The following is a 14,034-nucleotide window of genomic DNA, read 5'->3' as shown; positions in this document are numbered from 1 at the left end:
CTATGTCGGCTGTCGCTCGAGCGAGCGCGTTCGATCGACGTGACCGACACGGGAGGGGACTCGTCACCATGGCTAGCAGTGGCGCAGTTGCGTGCGGTCACACTCATTATCCGGGCGTATCAGTGTACCGCCTGCTCTGACCATCGAATCGACGGCAGGGGTCGATCTGCGACCCTCTGTCAGCGATACCGTGGGAGACACTGCCCGGACGTTGAAGGTGCCAGTCGTGGTGTGTGCCTGCATGACGACGCTGGGGATCATCGCCCTCGACGCTGCCGACTACGACCTCGCCCGCGAGTGGGGGTGTGAGAACATGCTCCTCGAGACCCACGGGAAACTCGAGACGTTCGCTCATTCAGGCGAGAACCCGAACACACTCGAGGTCTGGACGTCGGTCGCGACGGGCGTCGAGCCGCCATCCCACGGCCTCGCTTCGACCGGCGAGCAACAGCAGTGGCGTAATCCGATCCTCGCGTACGCGAGCGCGGTGGCCCCCTACCTCCTGCCAAAGGAGGCACGCGTCAGGATCGGCACGTGGCTGCGCGGGGACGGCGGCGCGACCGAAGACGGCGGTGGCAACGACGGCGTCGGGATGACGCTCCGTCAGACCGACCACCCACATCTCTTCGAGCCTGCAAATCGCGTCGTCCGCTGGTGGCCCGGCGTCACTCCCGGCGAACACCTGAGCGAGACGTGGCACTGGCTTAACCTCGCCTCGACCGGCGAACTCACGGACGACGACCTCTGGCGGCGGCTGTACGGGAACGCCGGACTCGAGGCCGGCTGGCTCCAGGGAATGGGACAGACGGATGTCGCCGTCGCCGGGGTCCACATGCACGCCCTCGACGCCGCCGGCCACGCTTTTGCGACGCATCCGGACCGCCTGCGTGAGGTGTACGAACGGATCGATCGCCTGCTCGGGTCCGTCCGCGAGCACGTCGACGACCTGCTGGTGCTGTCGGATCACGGCATGCAAGTCGCGTGGATCGACGACGATTCCGAACCCGGCTTTCACAGCTGGCGGGCGCTCGCATCGACGACGCTCGCCGACGACCCGCCAAAAAGCGTGTTCGACGTTCGCGACTGGGTCGACACACACGCCGCCGACAGTGACGACAGGCGAGCCGAGCGACAGCCGGCAGTGATGGACACGACGGAAGAACAGCTTCGGGATCTGGGCTACCTCGAGTGACTGATACGGTCTGCTGTCACGATGTCCCGGTGCAACCGCAAGACGGTCGCGGGTGCACCGGCACTGACTGACAGTAGTCCGTATGACGAGCAATGACCCGTGTCCCGTCACCTTTCAATCGAGGTAGCCGAGTTCGCGCAGATGGTCCTCGGGGACGTCGATGGCCTCCCCGCCCTCGTCGTTCTCGCTGTAGATCGGCGCGTCGAGGACGCGTGCGGCCTCGATGGCGAACTCCTCGCCACCGCCGATGCCGGGGAACCGATCGTGGAGGATGGCGACGTCGGTCACTGTAACACCTCCCGGAGTTCCTCGTCGGGTGTCCACGTGCCGTCGTGAGTCTCGTCGTCGCCGTCGGCTCGAGCACGAAGCAGGGCAACACTCGCCCGAAACAGCGAGATCTGGGTGTCGAGCAGCGAGTAGAGCGGCTGGAGCGGTCCGAGCGCGTCGCGCGAGCCGAGTGCGGTGAACACGAGGATGCCGGCTGGCGTCGCCAGCCCGAGCGGACCCAACATCGCCAGCGACCCGATCGTCGCCAGCGCGAGTCCGGTCGCGACGAGCCACGGCGAGACGACCATGAACCACCAGTTAAACGGGAGGACGACCCGGCCGTAGGCCCCGTGGCGGCCGAGCGCGTCTCGGTGTCGCCACAGCAGCCGCAACAGCCCCATCGCGCGCCGGTCTTTCTGCTCGCGGCGCTTGCCGAACGACGAGTGAGCGGCTTCCCTGTAATGGATGGCTGGATCGAAGACGACCCGACCGCCATTGCGCCGAATCTTCAGCGCGAGTTCGGTGTCGTCGGCGAGCGAATCCTCGTCGACCGGGACGATCGCGTCTCGTTCGAACGCCGAGAACGGCCCGTGGAAGATCAGCGTCGAGTCGATGTGTGACTCGAGCACCTGAATCATCGTCTGGATATCGCGGTAGCCCCGTTCGACTTCGCTGTCGCCGAGGACCTCGGCGTTGCGACCGGTTACCGCCGCGACGGCGGGATCGGCGAGGTTCGCCACGGCCCGCCGGACGGCATCGGGTGCGATCCGGGAGTCACAGTCGGTCTTGACGACGACCTCGTTGGCTGCAGCCGCGTAGGCCTCGTTCAGCGCGACTGCGAGCCCCCGACGTTCGTCCTCACGAATGAGCGTCAACTGCGGTTCGGCTCGGTCGGTGAAGAAGGACTCGACCAACTCGGCTGTTCCGTCGTCGCTCGAGTCGACGACGACGATCTCGACCTTTGCCATGGGATAGTCGAGATCGACCAGTTCCTCGAGTTTCGACTCGACGATGGCGGCCTCGTTGTACGTCGGCAGGACGATGCTCACCGACGGTTCTCGGGGCCACGTATTGGCCGGCGTGCCCGATGGCCGTCGGAGGTAGTAGACGCCGAGATATATCAGATACGGCAGGCCTGTCAGTGCGAGCAGTCCGAACAGCGCCTCGAGGAACCGCTTCATGCGAGTACGCCTGAACGCTCAACGGGTCGCGGCAAAGCACGACGGCTTGCATTGTGCACGGTGAGTGACTGGCACGTGGTGTGGACAGCCCAGCTGTGAACGAGACACACCGACCGGTGGCTTTTTTCTCCTCGCCTCGAGACATCCACGTACGCGCTCCCTGCCCGGACACCATCACAATTCCGTTACGCGTTCCATTTCCGGTATGCTTTTAGGGAACTACGGTATAGAGACGTGTATGTCTGTACTAGCTGAGTCCGCCGTCGGGCACGACGAACTCGCCGTGCTCAAACTCCTCGCACTCGAGGGCGGACTCGAGGGCGACGTCAAAATCTCCTGTTCGCATCTCGCCGACCGCCTCGACGCGTCGAGTCAGACCGCCTCCCGTCGGCTCCAGCGCCTCGAGAGTGCCGACTTGCTCGAGCGTGATACCGTCAGCGACGGCCAGTGGGTCGCGGTTACGGAGACCGGCGAACGGACGCTGCACGCCGAGTACGAGGACTACCGGCGGATCTTCGAGACGGACGCCCAGGTCGCACTCGAGGGCACCGTCACCAGCGGCATGGGCGAGGGCCGCCACTACATCTCGCTGTCGGGCTATCAGCGCCAGTTCGAGCAGCGCCTGGGCTACGAGCCGTTCCCCGGCACGTTGAACGTCGACCTCCGCGAGGACAGCGTCCGCCGACGCAGCGCCATGGCCTCGCTCGAGCCCGTCCCCATCGACGGCTGGGAGTCCGAAGAGCGAACCTACGGCCCTGCCGTCTGTTATCCCGCAACGATCGAAACCGCCGACGGCGAGGTCTACGACAACGCCCACACCATCGCACCCGAACGCACCCACCACGACGACGACCAACTCGAGGTGATCGCCCCCGACAAGCTCCGCGAGGAACTCGGACTCGAGGACGGCGATCACGTCACCGTCTCGGTGGGTGATCGCGAATGACCGGCCAGGCCGGTCCGCGGTCGAACGCCGATGGGGTCGCGAACGCGGGGAGGGACGTGTCCTCGAGTGCGTTCGACGACGCGCTCGAGGCGCTGCGGGCTGGCGAGCCGATCCTCGTCCATGACGCAGCCGACCGCGAGGGCGAGACGGACCTGATCTACCACGCCGACGCTGTCACGCCCGAGGCTGTCGCCCGGCTTCGCAATGACGCCGGTGGGCTGGTCTGCGTTGCACTGGGCCACGACATCGCGGAGGCGTTCGATCTCCCCTTCTACTCGGAGGCGATCGACCACCCCGCGACGGCTGACCACGAACTCGGCTACGACGATCGCTCGTCGTTCTCGCTGACGGTCAACCACCGCGATACCTACACCGGGATCACCGACGAGGACCGCTCGACAACCATTCAGGCACTCGGCGAGGCCGCCGCCACGCCCGCGACGACTGACTTCGCCAACGAGTTCCGGGTCCCCGGCCACGTCCATCTGCTGAAAGGTGCCCCCGACCTGCTCGCCCAGCGCGAGGGTCACACCGAACTCGGCCTCGCACTGGCCGACGCCGCCGACCGCTCGCCCGCTGTCGTCGTCTGTGAGATGCTCGACGACGACACCGGCGCAGCACTCTCTCCCGCTGACGCCCGCGCCTATGCCGAGCGCCACGGCTTTGCCTACCTCGAGGGCCGAGAGGTCCTCGAGCGACTCGGGGACGCTGCCGGGCAAGCGTAAGGTAAGCCGATCGGCTGTGTCGTTCGTGCGGACCGAATCGACCCGTTAGCCGGCCTACAGCCACAAACCGCGAACACTTAGTACGGGGGATTTCAACAGTTCTGAGTATGGGATTCGACGAGATGGACGTCGATACGATCTGGATGGACGGCGAATTCGTCGACTGGGACGAGGCGCAGGTCCACGTTCTCACACACGGCCTCCACTACGGGTCGGGTGTCTTCGAGGGCGCACGCTGTTATGAAACCGAAAAGGGCCCCGCGCTGTTCCGCTGGGAGGAACACTTAGAGCGACTATTCCAGTCTGCAAAGCCCTACGAGATGGATATCGACTTCACGAAGGAGGAACTCACCGAGGCGACGAAAGAACTCATTCAGCGCCAGGAGCTTCCCTCCTGTTACGTTCGCCCGATCGCTTACTACGGCTACAATTCTCTCGGTGTGAGCCCCAAGGACTGCCCCACTCGCACTGCTATCGCAGTCTGGCCGTGGGGAGCCTACCTCGGCGAGGACGCCCTCGAGAACGGCATCGACGTGATGATCTCCTCGTGGCGGAAACACGCCTCGAGTCAGATTCCGACCAACGCCAAGACGAGCGGGCTCTACGTCAACAGCATGCTCGCCGGCGAGGAGGCCCGCCGCAACGGCTACGCGGAAGCCATCGTCCTGAACAAGGAGGGCAACGTCGCCGAAGGCCCCGGCGAGAACGTCTTCCTCGTGCGCGATGACGAGATCTACACGCCCGGGCTCTCGGAGTCGATCCTCGACGGCATCACCCGTGACTCCGTGATCACGATCGCCGAGGAACTGGGCTACACCGTCCACGACAACGTCTCCATCTCGCGTGGCGAACTCAACACCGCTGACGAACTGTTCTTTACTGGCTCTGCAGCCGAAGTCACGCCCATCCGGAAGGTCGACAACGTCGTCATCGGCGACGGCTCGCGCGGCCCCGTGACCGAAGAGATCCAGCAGAAGTTCTTCGAAATCGTCGAGGAAGCCCCCGACGAGTACGCCGAGTGGTTCGAATTCGTCGACATCGAATAACCGATTTCCCGCGATAGAACTGGGTATCGGGCTCGAGACGAGCCGCACGACTGCCCGAGGTGTGTTCTGTTCCCGTCTTCGAAATTGTAATTGCTGTGGCCGGGAGCGCGGCTCGAGCACTTGCGAGAGCCGCGCGACTCGGGGGAGGGCAGGCGAGCAACCGTTTCGACCGCGAGCGAAGCCGAAGGCTGAGCGAGCGGGCCGACGACCGATCTGTAAGGGAGGGAGGAGGCTTTTGATCGACCCTAAGCGGGAGCGAAGCTCCCGCGAGGTCCGAGAGAGCTTCGCTCTCTCGAGATTTTGCCGAGGGATGTCGCGCTGTGCGGCAGCTCTGCTGCCGTCAGCGCGACAGACTGTGGTTCGAAACGCCGGAGGCGTTTCGTCATCAAGCGAAACCGAAGGTTTCGCGGACATCGCGGATCTCAGATCCGCTCAGTCACGAAAGACACAAAGTGTCTTTCGAACGACAGCGCAAAAGGTCGTTAGTCGTCGTCGGACCTGCCTGTCTTCGCTTCGTCGATGACGTCGATCGAGATGCCGGCGTCCATGCCGCGATGGTTCGCGTCACCGAAGCCGGCACTGAGCACACGTGTCAGCGCGTCCTCGACGTCCTCGTCGAGTTCCGTAATCTCGCTCGGTTCGACTTCGATGACGTAGCCCGTCGTGATATTCGGCGAGGTCGGCAGAAACAGGACTTCGCGACCGTCGGTGGTCATTTTGCCGGTCTTGAACGCAGTCATCCGAAGTCCCTCCCAGGTCTCGATCTTGACCGGCTTCTGGAGCGATTCCTGTTCCCCGAAGGCCGTCTCGGCGGCCATCTTCGAGGCGTTGTAGACGACCCGGATCACGGGCACTCGATTCGCAACGTTGTCGACGAGCCGTTCGACCAGCCCGCCGATCGTCGTCCGCATGAGATAGCCGACAGAAAACGTCAGGATGACGAAGACGGTCAGCGCGACGATCACGCGGAGGAACTGGGCCACCTGCTCGCGCGTCTGTGCGGCCTGCGCGCTCGAGCCGGAAATGAGCGGCTCGAGCGCGTCGGGGTTAAGAATCAGTCCCGGTGTCAGACCGGCAACCAGTCCATAAAGCCAATAGATAGCGTAGAGCGTGACGAGAATGGGACCCAGGACGACGAGCCCACTGGCGAAGTCCCGTTTCCACGATGCCATGTCCTGAACCTCACACTACTGGCTAATGAGCCCTTCCCTTTCTCGTATTTCGTCGCCGGCATCGACGATCGGTTCCGTTCAACGGAGACGTTTCAAGCCGCTGGACTGCAAACCAGCGGATATGGTTCTCGAACAGGAACCCGCAGACGGGCGGGCTGATCCACTGGACGCGTTCCGGCAGTTTTTCGCGCTCGAACGGGACGTGCTCGTCCTCTCGCTGGCGATGTTCGCCTTTAGCCTCGGCTTTCAGATGACGAGCCGGTATATGGCCGAGTACATGTCGGCGCTTGGAGCCTCCGTGTTCGTCATCGGACTCTTTGGCACGTTCGGGAACGTCATCAGCGCCGTCTACCCCTATCCGGGCGGCGCGATCTCGGATTTGATCGGCTCGCGGTACGCCCTGACAGCCTTTGGGTTCTGCTCGACGCTCGGCTTCGCGGTCTGGCTCGTTGCGCCCGCACTCGCGGACGTAGCCGTCGGTCCGACATCGCTTGCGATCGTTGCGATCTTTCTCGGGTTACTGCTCGCACAGGCGTGGAAATCGTTCGGACTCGGAGCGACCTTCGCCATCGTCAAGCAGGCGGTGTCACCCTCGCAACTGGCCGCCGGCTTCGCAAGCACCGAGACGTTCCGCCGGAGCGCCTTCCTCGTCGGCCCGCTGGTCGCCGCCACACTCTTTTTCCCGTTCGGCTCGAGCGACGATTCGGTCGTCACCGCCTTTCAGCTGCTCTTGCTCGTCGCTGTCGGCTTCGGCGTCGTCGGGACGGTCGTCCAGCACGTCCGCTACAGGCCCGACGCGGACGACATCGGCACGGAGTTCGAGGGGGCCACCCAGTTGCTGGCCGACCTTCGTGCGATGCCTGCCGAACTTCGGCCCCTGCTGATCGGTGATACGCTGGTCCGCTTCGCCAACGGGATGGTCTACGTCTTCTTCGTCATCGTCGTCACCCGGTTTCTCGAGGTCGGCTTGGCCGTCTCCCTGCCGATCGTCGGCGCGATCGCGCTCTCGCCGCAGTCGTACTTCGGGCTGCTGCTCGGGCTCGAGATGGTCGTCGCTCTGTTGACGATGATTCCGGTCGCGAAGGCCGCCGAACGCGTCGGACTGAAGCCGGTCGTCGCGCTCGGGTTCGTGGTCTATGCAGTCTTTCCGATCCTGTTGATCAACGCACCCGCCGATCCGGCCGTCCTCGCGGTCCTCTTTGCGTTCTCGGGGCTTCGGTTCGCGGGCTTGCCGGCCCACAAGGCGTTGATCGTCGGCCCCGCCGAACAGGGTGCTGGCGGTCGGGTGACTGGTGCGTACTATCTCCTGCGGAACGTGGTCGTCATCCCGAGCGCCGCACTCGGCGGCCTGCTCTGGGACGGCGTCTCGAACCCGCTGACCGGTACGCAGGTGTTCGCCGGCGATCCGGTCGTCGCCTTCTCCATCGCGACGGGAATCGGCCTCGTCGGCACCGCGTACTTCCTGCTGTTCGGCGAGGAGTTCGAAGCCTATCGGTAGCCACCACTAGAGGAACAGCCGGTAGTAGTACGGGCTGACGAACCCTTCGATGACAGCGGCGATCGCGAGCACGATGCCGACGCCGACCAGCACCCAGAACGCCCGCTCGAGCGCGTCTGCGAGTTCGGACTGCTCGACACGCCCCCGCCACGTCTGCCAGGTGGTGACGCCGACAGAAATCCCCAGTGCACTGGCGATCAGGATCGCCGGAATCTCGAGGAGGCCGTGGGGCACGACGAACGCGGCGAGTTCCAGCGGATCGGCCTCGAGCCGGGCGACGACGCCGATACTGACACCGTTGAACAGCAGCGAGACGATCGCCGGAATCGCGAACGCGACGCCTGCATAGGCCGTCGTGAGCGCAACCAGCCAGTTGTTGCCGAACAGGTTCGCCGCCATCGTCGGCGGGAACTCCCCCTCGAGACGGGCCGTGATCGACGCCTCGAACGTGCCGACGAAGGGATCGGCGGCAACCCACCCCATCCAGAACCCGAGGAGGCCGAGGCCGGCGGCGAACACGTGGGCTCCTGGGTGTGTCCGGACGAACGCGATCAGTTCTTGCCAGCCGCGACGGAGGCCGGCCCGAGCCTCGTCCCGAAGCGACCGCGCCGGCGGCTCCGGTGGCCGCAGTCGGTCCCGGTAGCCACAGTAGATGGCGGTCTTCAACAGATCCAGCGCTGGCATGGCGACCAGCGCGGAGAGCAGCGAGCCGACGGTGACGATGTCAGCCACCGAGAACAGACCCGTGATCGTCGAGAGCCCGACGAGCACACCGATCGCGATCACGTAATAAAAGGCCGCCGCGACCGGCTGCGAGCGAACGAATCCGAGAACGTTCCGCAGCGAGGCGACCACGCCCGCGTCGTCGACGACGATCGCGACCGGCGCGAGCGCGAACAGGGCACGAACGACGAGTAGAACGAGGAACGCAACGAACGCACCCAGTAGAACGACGGGGATCGCGACGGCCCCCGAACCGGTCGCGAGCGAGACGCCGCCGGCGACCAGTGCCGTGGCAATACCGATGGTCCCGAGGACGACCGCCCAGCACACTACCTCGAGGACGAACAATCCGAGAAACCGGAGCCAGAAGCGGGCCGCGCCGTCGATTCCAGCGAGGATCCCTCTCGTATCACGGAGCCGACCGTAACAGGCCGACAACTGGCCTGCGGCGACGACAGCGGACAGCACTGCGAACAACAGCACGCTCACGACGACAGAGACGGCGGCAAGCGCGAGCACTGGCGGCGTCACGAGCTGATCGACGAGCGGTTCGAGACCGCTAGCCCACGTCTCGAACGCTTCGGGATCGGCGTTGGGGTCCGGTGGCGGCCCGAGGTCGGCCAGCCGGGCGCGTATCGGCTTGAGTCGGCCACTCGTCGAGAGATGGAGGTAGGCGACGCCAAGCGCGAGAAACGGGACGACACGGACGATCGCCGGGATAGCAATGCCGAGGAGGTACAACGGCAGGAGATCGCCCGGTCGACGGCGGAGGACGGCGACAACCGCGGCGACGAAATCTGACAGGGCCATACCGGCCCTTGGATCGCATATCAGTTAAACGACTGGTCTCGTCGACTTACCAGCCAGTGGTGACCCCGGCAGTTGACGCCTCGTCGTTTACGTCGCTCGAGGCGATACAATCGTGTATGGTTACCACAATTTCGCCCGACCGGCTCGCGGAACTTCAGGACGAGGACGCGGAGTACGTCCTCGTCGATACTCGCCCGGAAGACAGCTACGAAGCCTGGCACGTCTCGGGTGCGGTCAATGTCCCGTTCGGTCCCGAGGAGGAACTCGACGGCAAACTCGAGGACCTGCGAGACGTCGTCGGTGACACCGACCGCGTGATCGCTATCTGTGCGAAGGGGATCTCCTCGAGCAATCTGGCGACGCGGCTGGAGTCGGCGACCGACGAGTTCGACGTCATGGCTGTCGACGGCGGTATGAAGGGGTGGAGTGGCGTCTACGATCGTGCCGAGATCGACGTCGACGAGGGGATGGCGATCATCCAGCTTCAGCGGCGCGCGAAGGGCTGTCTGGGCTATCTCGTCGGCTGTGCAGAGACGGGCGAGGCCGTCGTCGTCGATCCGACCGACGACACCGACGAGTACGAAGCCGCCGCCGAGGAGGCTAATCTCTCGATTACGGGCGTGATCGATACGCACGTTCACGCCGACCACATCTCCGGCGGTCACCAGTTGGCCGACGACCTCGGAGTTCCCTACTACCTCGGCGAACACGCTAGCGAGCGCGACGTCGAACGCGAGTATACCCCGCTCGAGCATAACGAGGTGCTCTCCGTTGGCGAGCGCGAGCTCAAAGCCCTCCATACGCCGGGCCACACAAGCGAGATGATCTCCCTGCTGGTCGACGATGCGGCACTGCTGACCGCCGACACGCTCCATGTCGACTCGACGGGGCGAACGGAGCTCGAATTCAGCGAAGACGAAGGCGAGAGAGGAGCCAGGATGCTCTATGAGACCCTCCGCCGGACGATTCTGTCCGAACCCGAGGGTCTCGTCGTCCTCCCGGGACACGTGACGGTCACCGCGGACGGTGAGTTCGAACACGGCACACCCGGTGAGCCGATTCAGACGACGATCCGCGACGCGCGGACAGGCATCGACCTGCTCGGACTCGACGAAGACGCGTTCGTCGATCACATGGCCGACGCCGGTGAGAAGCCGTCGAACTACGAGGAGATCATCGAGTTCAACCGCGGTGTCACCGAGATTCCGCCGGAAGACCGGGTCGAACTCGAGTTGGGGCCGAACAACTGTTCGGCCTGATCGGACTGGTCGTCCGACAGTATCATCGCGAGTAGGTCTCGAGCCGATCAATCTGTCCGCTCTCGAGTTCGAAGAAGTCCGCGAACTCGAACAGCGTCGTCCCGTCATCGATTACGCGACCGCGTACTGCGACGCGGTCGTCACCGACGACGATCGACGCGAGGTCGTGGCTGGTGTCCGGGTTCGGTCGCTTCTCGCGCATGAAGGCGACGAACGTCTCGCGGTCCTCGAACGTACGGTCGGGACGGCGCTGTAAGAACGCGGGCGAGAGCAACTCCTCGAGCGCGTCGTAGTCGTGCTCGTCGAGCGCGTCGTAATACCGACGGACGAGAGCGCGACCGTCGTCTGGCGCGGTATCCGTCCCGTCCGACTCCGTATCCATACCACCGCATTCGTCGCCACCGCCAAAAGCGTACGACTCCGGTCCCGAACCGTGTGCTTTTCTCGCGGCCCGCCGTATCACCTCGCGTGGAGTGTCACGTCTACTACGAGGGCGACGACGATCCCGACAAGTGCACCGCGCGTCGCCTCGAGAAGTTCGACAAGGCGACCCTCTATCGGTCGATGGGGCAGGTGCCCTACGGGATCGTACTCAACCCCCACGCCGAGCAGGCACTGTCACCAGCTGATGCCGACGACGGGCTGGGGACGCTGGTCGCCCTCGACTGTTCGTGGGAGTCCGCCGAAGCCGCGTCGTTCAAAATGCGCGGCGTCCACCGGGCACTTCCCTTTCTCGTCGCCGCGAATCCGATCAACTACGGTCGTCCGTTCCAGTTGACGACCGTCGAAGCGCTCGCCGGTGCGGCCTGCATCCTCGACGAGTGGGAGTTAGCCGAGGACATCCTCGAGCCGTTTCGCTGGGGCGAGACCTTCTTGACGCTCAACGAGGAACCGCTACGCCGGTACAGCGAGTGTGCGGACTCGAGCGAGGTCGTCGCGGTGCAGGACGATTATCTGGCCGACGAGGAGTGACGGAAGACGGAGCAGAGTTCCGCCGGAACTGATCGTCGCGGTCGTCTTACTCGTCCGACGACGGCGTCGCACGGCGTGCGAGCCACGACTCGTAACCGGCGTAGCCGAGTGCGATCGCAGCGAAGAGAACGAGGTAGCCGACGGCAACGAACGCTCGTCTGCTGGCCGCTGTTTCGGCTTGCTTGGCTAGCGCGACGAAGCCAATCGCTGTCGCGAGGAATCCGACCCCGATCGCGGCCAGCACGATTCGCATCGGGCGCGTCGTTCCGGTCGTCTTCGGCTCTGCAGTTGGGGTTGCGGCGAGGCCTGCCTCGAGCGTGCGCTCGACCGTCTCGACGTGTCGATCCGGAACTGGAACGACCACCGGGCTCCCCCGCACTCGCCGGAGCACGACGAACCGCCAGCGCGACAGTGGTCCCAGTGGAACCCGCCAGACGCCGGTGACGTTCTCGAGGCCCACGACGGTCGGGCTGCCGAACCCCTCGTCGTCGCCGAGGGTCAGTCGTCGTTCCCGTGGCTCGAGTTCGACCGGTGTCGTGAACGAACTACTGACCACGACCGCGATCAGCACGGCGGCGACGAAGACGGCCAGTAACTCGGCTGCGGCGGTTATCGCGGCTACGATGAGGAGCCCACCGACGACCGCCGAGAGGACGACGCCACGGTTCGTGATCTGGGCCCCTGTGTGCTGTCCCAGCCACTTCGACCCGTTCGAGCCGTAGTTCACGAGGAGCCACAGATACAGCAGCGACATCGGCCCGCCGATGAGTGCGAGAACCACGAGCACCGCCAGCACCGATGCGTCGACCGCCCCAAAGGCGATGAGCGCCACGCCGCCGATCAGGGCCAGGAGGGCGACCCCGCCGAGGAGACCGTACGGCGCGTACGTCACGAGCCGCGCAAGCCAGCTTTCACGCGGGTCGAACGTCCATCTGACCGGGTCGGTCGCCATTATCGGCTGCTACGTATCGCCTGCACCTAACTGTTGGTTCTCGAACTAGTCGCTCGAGATGCGAACGCCCCAGTCGGATCACAGAGATTAAATGCGCCACAGTCAAAGGCCGGGTATGGCCAGTTTCGACGCCGCCGAGAAACGGATGCTCGAGAAGATGATCTGCATGCGCTGTAACGCTCGCAACTCCAAAGACGCCAAGCGCTGCCGCAAGTGCGGCTACAAGAAGCTTCGCCCCAAGGCGAAGGAAGCGCGCGCGGCATAATCGAGCGAGCAGTTTTCTCACACCAGTTCCACTCGAGCAGAGCTACAGCACCCGGTACGCGCAGCGCTCGCGGTGCTACTCGTCGGAATACTTCGGCTCTCGCTTTTCGGCCCGTTCGAGTGCCGTCTCACACCCACCTTTTTGCTGCGGGTCCTCGCTCGCTGCGCTCGCTCGAACCACTTGCAAAAATCTGGATCAAAAAGCCGCTCGCTTCGCTCGCGGTGCTACTCGTCGGGATACTTCGGCGCTCGCTTTTCGGCCCGCTCGAGCGCCGTCTCGACCACATTGCGCACATCGCCGTGGAAGACGCCACCGTGGCCCGCGTACATGTGTTCGACAGTATCGGGCATGCGCTCGAGGAGGTCCCGAATGCTCTCGATGAGCCGTTCGCGCGACTGGCCGGCCATGTCGGTGCGACCGAAGCTGCCGTAGTCGAACGCGCCGTCGTCGTGGACGACCACGTCGCCGGAGAACAGCGACGACGCGGAGACGAGCGAGACGTGGTCGTCGGCGTGGCCGGGCGTGTAGACGACCTCGAACTCCTCGTCGCCGATCGCGACCGTGTCGCCGTCGTCGATCGCGTGGGTGCGCGTCGGATGGTCGGCGTAGGCATACACGTCGGGATCGAAGGCCTCGACGACCGCCTCGAGCTGGGCGACGTGGTCGCCGTGCTGGTGGGTCATGACGACTGCCTCGAGGTCGTCGGTGTGTGCACGGATCGCGTCGACGATGCCGTCCATGGCACCGGCGTCGACCAGCGTGGGGCGGTCGCCGACGGCCAGATAGGCGTTGCAGGTGAACGTCTCCGCGTCCTCGGTGACGTGATGGACCTCCATACGCAAGTCGTCGGCAGCCGGGGACAAAAACGGTCGTATCGATGATCGTTCCCCGTCGGCAGGCGGCTGTCCGATTCGCCCACCATATGACGAGGTCCTTATATTCGGTGTCGGGACTGGTCGTGTTGGGCCACCTCCGGAACATCCTGGGGACTTGGAGACCCCTAATAAACCAGTGACCACTGACTTT

The 14,034-nt window shown here is 64.7% G+C and carries 14 protein-coding genes and 1 pseudogene; 8 read left to right on the top strand and 7 right to left on the bottom strand.

What is annotated here, in order from left to right; genetic code table 11:
• Window positions 1-241: 241 nt before the first annotated feature.
• Complete coding sequence (locus ACERI1_RS08515; RefSeq protein ID WP_373617683.1) at window positions 242-1,192, top strand: alkaline phosphatase family protein; 951 nt, start codon at window positions 242-244, stop codon at window positions 1,190-1,192.
• A gap of 144 nt (window positions 1,193-1,336) precedes the next feature.
• Here ACERI1_RS08515 and ACERI1_RS08510 read toward each other — a convergent pair.
• Both ACERI1_RS08510 and ACERI1_RS08505 read right to left on the bottom strand, forming a co-directional pair.
• A pseudogene (locus ACERI1_RS08510) lies at window positions 1,337-1,480 on the bottom strand (glycosyl transferase family 1); the annotation flags it as partial.
• Window positions 1,477-2,640, bottom strand: a complete 1,164-nt coding sequence (locus ACERI1_RS08505; RefSeq protein ID WP_373617682.1) for a glycosyltransferase — start codon at window positions 2,638-2,640, stop codon at window positions 1,477-1,479. The gene ACERI1_RS08505 and the pseudogene ACERI1_RS08510, both read right to left, overlap by 4 nt.
• Window positions 2,641-2,878: 238 nt before the next feature.
• Here ACERI1_RS08505 and ACERI1_RS08500 point away from each other — a divergent pair, with 238 nt between their 5' ends.
• From ACERI1_RS08500 to ACERI1_RS08490, 3 genes are all read left to right on the top strand, one after another.
• Complete coding sequence (locus ACERI1_RS08500) at window positions 2,879-3,586, top strand: DUF120 domain-containing protein (protein ID WP_373617681.1); 708 nt, start codon at window positions 2,879-2,881, stop codon at window positions 3,584-3,586.
• The gene (gene ribB, locus ACERI1_RS08495) at window positions 3,583-4,311 is read left to right on the top strand and encodes a 3,4-dihydroxy-2-butanone-4-phosphate synthase (RefSeq protein WP_373617680.1); all 729 of its coding nucleotides are present in this window, start codon (window positions 3,583-3,585) and stop codon (window positions 4,309-4,311) included. Before ACERI1_RS08500 ends, ribB begins: the two co-directional genes overlap by 4 nt.
• A 107-nt stretch (window positions 4,312-4,418) precedes the next feature.
• Window positions 4,419-5,357 (top strand): branched-chain amino acid transaminase, encoded by a 939-nt coding sequence (locus ACERI1_RS08490; RefSeq protein WP_373617679.1) that lies wholly within the window; start codon window positions 4,419-4,421, stop codon window positions 5,355-5,357.
• Window positions 5,358-5,839: 482 nt separating this feature from the next.
• On the opposite strand, the gene ACERI1_RS08485 is transcribed toward ACERI1_RS08490, so the two are convergent.
• Window positions 5,840-6,529 (bottom strand): DUF502 domain-containing protein, encoded by a 690-nt coding sequence (locus tag ACERI1_RS08485; protein WP_373617678.1) that lies wholly within the window; start codon window positions 6,527-6,529, stop codon window positions 5,840-5,842.
• Between the two features lie 121 nt (window positions 6,530-6,650).
• Here ACERI1_RS08485 and ACERI1_RS08480 point away from each other — a divergent pair, with 121 nt between their 5' ends.
• The gene (locus ACERI1_RS08480) at window positions 6,651-8,027 is read left to right on the top strand and encodes an MFS transporter (protein ID WP_373617676.1); all 1,377 of its coding nucleotides are present in this window, start codon (window positions 6,651-6,653) and stop codon (window positions 8,025-8,027) included.
• Between the two features lie 6 nt (window positions 8,028-8,033).
• On the opposite strand, the gene ACERI1_RS08475 is transcribed toward ACERI1_RS08480, so the two are convergent.
• On the bottom strand, window positions 8,034-9,560 hold the full coding sequence (locus ACERI1_RS08475; protein WP_373617675.1) for a stage II sporulation protein M: 1,527 nt from the start codon (window positions 9,558-9,560) through the stop codon (window positions 8,034-8,036).
• Between the two features lie 116 nt (window positions 9,561-9,676).
• Here ACERI1_RS08475 and ACERI1_RS08470 point away from each other — a divergent pair, with 116 nt between their 5' ends.
• A complete protein-coding gene (locus ACERI1_RS08470; protein ID WP_373617672.1) occupies window positions 9,677-10,819 on the top strand; it encodes a rhodanese-like domain-containing protein in 1,143 nt (380 codons plus the stop codon).
• A gap of 22 nt (window positions 10,820-10,841) precedes the next feature.
• Here ACERI1_RS08470 and ACERI1_RS08465 read toward each other — a convergent pair whose 3' ends face one another.
• Window positions 10,842-11,201, bottom strand: coding sequence for a nuclear transport factor 2 family protein (locus ACERI1_RS08465; RefSeq protein WP_373617671.1), 360 nt, complete (start codon window positions 11,199-11,201; stop codon window positions 10,842-10,844).
• Window positions 11,202-11,287: 86 nt separating this feature from the next.
• On the opposite strand from ACERI1_RS08465, the gene ACERI1_RS08460 reads away from it, so the two are divergent.
• Complete coding sequence (locus tag ACERI1_RS08460) at window positions 11,288-11,791, top strand: DUF367 family protein (RefSeq protein WP_373617669.1); 504 nt, start codon at window positions 11,288-11,290, stop codon at window positions 11,789-11,791.
• A gap of 46 nt (window positions 11,792-11,837) precedes the next feature.
• Here ACERI1_RS08460 and ACERI1_RS08455 read toward each other — a convergent pair whose 3' ends face one another.
• Window positions 11,838-12,743: a hypothetical protein gene (locus ACERI1_RS08455; RefSeq protein WP_373617667.1), complete on the bottom strand. Its 906-nt coding sequence runs from the start codon at window positions 12,741-12,743 to the stop codon at window positions 11,838-11,840.
• Window positions 12,744-12,858: 115 nt separating this feature from the next.
• On the opposite strand from ACERI1_RS08455, the gene ACERI1_RS08450 reads away from it, so the two are divergent.
• Entirely contained in the window at window positions 12,859-13,008 is a 150-nt protein-coding gene (locus ACERI1_RS08450; RefSeq protein ID WP_138781559.1) for a 50S ribosomal protein L40e, read from the top strand.
• A gap of 224 nt (window positions 13,009-13,232) precedes the next feature.
• On the opposite strand, the gene ACERI1_RS08445 is transcribed toward ACERI1_RS08450, so the two are convergent.
• Window positions 13,233-13,844, bottom strand: a complete 612-nt coding sequence (locus ACERI1_RS08445) for an MBL fold metallo-hydrolase (protein WP_373617666.1) — start codon at window positions 13,842-13,844, stop codon at window positions 13,233-13,235.
• Between the last annotated feature and the right edge of the window lie 190 nt (window positions 13,845-14,034).

The organism is Natrinema sp. HArc-T2, from assembly GCF_041821085.1.
Taxonomy (GTDB): Archaea; Halobacteriota; Halobacteria; order Halobacteriales; family Natrialbaceae; genus Natrinema.
This window is presented reverse-complemented; position numbering and strand designations above follow the sequence as displayed.

Excerpts from the sequence above, each read along its gene's own strand:
- ACERI1_RS08445 (WP_373617666.1), bottom strand. The coding sequence starts at position 13,844 with ATGGAGGTCCATCACGTCACCGAGGACGCGGAGACGTTCACCTGCAAC.
- ACERI1_RS08465 (WP_373617671.1), bottom strand. The coding sequence starts at position 11,201 with ATGGATACGGAGTCGGACGGGACGGATACCGCGCCAGACGACGGTCGC.
- ACERI1_RS08455 (WP_373617667.1), bottom strand. The coding sequence starts at position 12,743 with ATGGCGACCGACCCGGTCAGATGGACGTTCGACCCGCGTGAAAGCTGG.
- ribB (WP_373617680.1), top strand. The coding sequence starts at position 3,583 with ATGACCGGCCAGGCCGGTCCGCGGTCGAACGCCGATGGGGTCGCGAAC.
- ACERI1_RS08505 (WP_373617682.1), bottom strand. The coding sequence starts at position 2,640 with ATGAAGCGGTTCCTCGAGGCGCTGTTCGGACTGCTCGCACTGACAGGC.
- ACERI1_RS08470 (WP_373617672.1), top strand. The coding sequence starts at position 9,677 with ATGGTTACCACAATTTCGCCCGACCGGCTCGCGGAACTTCAGGACGAG.
- ACERI1_RS08475 (WP_373617675.1), bottom strand. The coding sequence starts at position 9,560 with ATGGCCCTGTCAGATTTCGTCGCCGCGGTTGTCGCCGTCCTCCGCCGT.
- ACERI1_RS08450 (WP_138781559.1), top strand. The coding sequence starts at position 12,859 with ATGGCCAGTTTCGACGCCGCCGAGAAACGGATGCTCGAGAAGATGATC.
- ACERI1_RS08485 (WP_373617678.1), bottom strand. The coding sequence starts at position 6,529 with ATGGCATCGTGGAAACGGGACTTCGCCAGTGGGCTCGTCGTCCTGGGT.
- ACERI1_RS08490 (WP_373617679.1), top strand. The coding sequence starts at position 4,419 with ATGGGATTCGACGAGATGGACGTCGATACGATCTGGATGGACGGCGAA.
- ACERI1_RS08480 (WP_373617676.1), top strand. The coding sequence starts at position 6,651 with ATGGTTCTCGAACAGGAACCCGCAGACGGGCGGGCTGATCCACTGGAC.
- ACERI1_RS08500 (WP_373617681.1), top strand. The coding sequence starts at position 2,879 with ATGTCTGTACTAGCTGAGTCCGCCGTCGGGCACGACGAACTCGCCGTG.
- ACERI1_RS08515 (WP_373617683.1), top strand. The coding sequence starts at position 242 with ATGACGACGCTGGGGATCATCGCCCTCGACGCTGCCGACTACGACCTC.